This is a genomic window from Sphingobium sp. B2, assembly GCF_007693735.1.
GTDB lineage: Bacteria > Pseudomonadota > Alphaproteobacteria > Sphingomonadales > Sphingomonadaceae > Sphingobium > Sphingobium xenophagum.
The window spans coordinates 1-1,141 of record NZ_VDBZ01000027.1; the positions used below are offsets into that span (position 1 = coordinate 1).

3 protein-coding genes are annotated in these 1,141 nt (G+C 61.4%); all 3 read right to left on the reverse strand.

Going from position 1 to position 1,141, the window contains the following annotated elements:
* Positions 1 to 177: 177 nt before the first annotated feature.
* On the reverse strand, positions 178 to 504 hold the full coding sequence (locus FE851_RS27435) for a Rap1a/Tai family immunity protein (protein ID WP_223178489.1): 327 nt from the start codon (positions 502 to 504) through the stop codon (positions 178 to 180).
* A gap of 75 nt (positions 505 to 579) precedes the next feature.
* Positions 580 to 984, reverse strand: coding sequence for a PepSY domain-containing protein (locus FE851_RS25850; protein WP_228165648.1), 405 nt, complete (start codon positions 982 to 984; stop codon positions 580 to 582).
* The gene (locus tag FE851_RS25855) at positions 981 to 1,139 is read right to left on the reverse strand and encodes a DUF1259 domain-containing protein (RefSeq protein WP_261371197.1); all 159 of its coding nucleotides are present in this window, start codon (positions 1,137 to 1,139) and stop codon (positions 981 to 983) included. Before FE851_RS25855 ends, FE851_RS25850 begins: the two co-directional genes overlap by 4 nt.
* Positions 1,140 to 1,141 lie beyond the last annotated feature (2 nt).

A 1,141-nucleotide genomic window follows, 5' to 3' on the forward strand; every position in this document is an offset into this window, starting at 1 on the left:
GTCACCTCAAGGTTTGTGCGCCAGACAACGATTTGGCAGACATAATGCGAACATCGGCTAATTAGCGAGCTTGAGGCGCGACATGGGATCGTTGAGCTGGCGGAATTCACCGCCAGGCGGACGCTCCGCCTGCCCTCAAAGGCAGCCGCCGGGCAGGCTACGCCGCGGGGTACGATGCTACTGACATGGCCAAGCCTTCGCTAACGAGCGTTCAGCTCCGGCCACCATATGAACACTCATAAAATAGCTATTCTGCTCCGCCCAGCGTAAATATGCCGCGCGCAGCGCCGATCGGTCATAGCGTGGAGCGCGGCATTCCGCTTTTCGCGCGACGATCATCATGTCGAGCACGCCTTGGAGGTAAGCGCCGCATCGCGGCTCATTCGCTTGACAGCTTACGAACAACGCCGAGCCCGTCGCCGACGCGGGTTCGGTTTGGCCGATCGCACTATCAGGCAGGGCGGCCAAAGCGGCGCATAACAATATCCATCGCCTTGGCCGCATTTTCGTCTCCTATTCCGCAGTATCATTTCGGAAGGGGCGCACGGCCCTCGACGGCCGGCGCCCCGTGCTGATCCATCATTCGCGGCCGAGCACCTGGCCTTCGGGCGTGACGAACAGTTCGATCGTCTTTCCGTCGCTGTTCTTGCCCTTGATTTCATAGAGCGTGCTTCCGTCCGCCTTTCGGGTGACTTGCTCCGCTTTGCTTATTGACGCGAGTTGCGCGCGTGCCGCGTTCATCGCGGCCTCGGGCACCTGAGCAAGCGGGATGTCTCGTTCGCTGTGCTTGCCGATTATCCGGTTTTCGTTCGCCTCGTGGTTTTGCGCGATCGCCACGCCCGCGATCGCCAGCGCGGCCGCGCCCACGCCTGCGACAACAGTGAGAGTTCGTTTGCTAGCCATGTTCCATTCCACTTCCTGCATAAGGGCCGTGGGGTCGGGCGGGCGGCGGTTACGGCCCAATGAGCCGTCGTCCGAGTTCAACTCCTCTGATTGTTCATCCTGTCGAGCGCCGCGCGCAGCCCACGGGCGAGCTTGGCTGCGTCGTCGTTGGCCCAGAAGTGCATGAAGAACAGCCGCGGCTCGTCGTTTAGCATATGATTATGCAGCGCCGTGACCTCGATCCCGTTCGTCCGCAGCA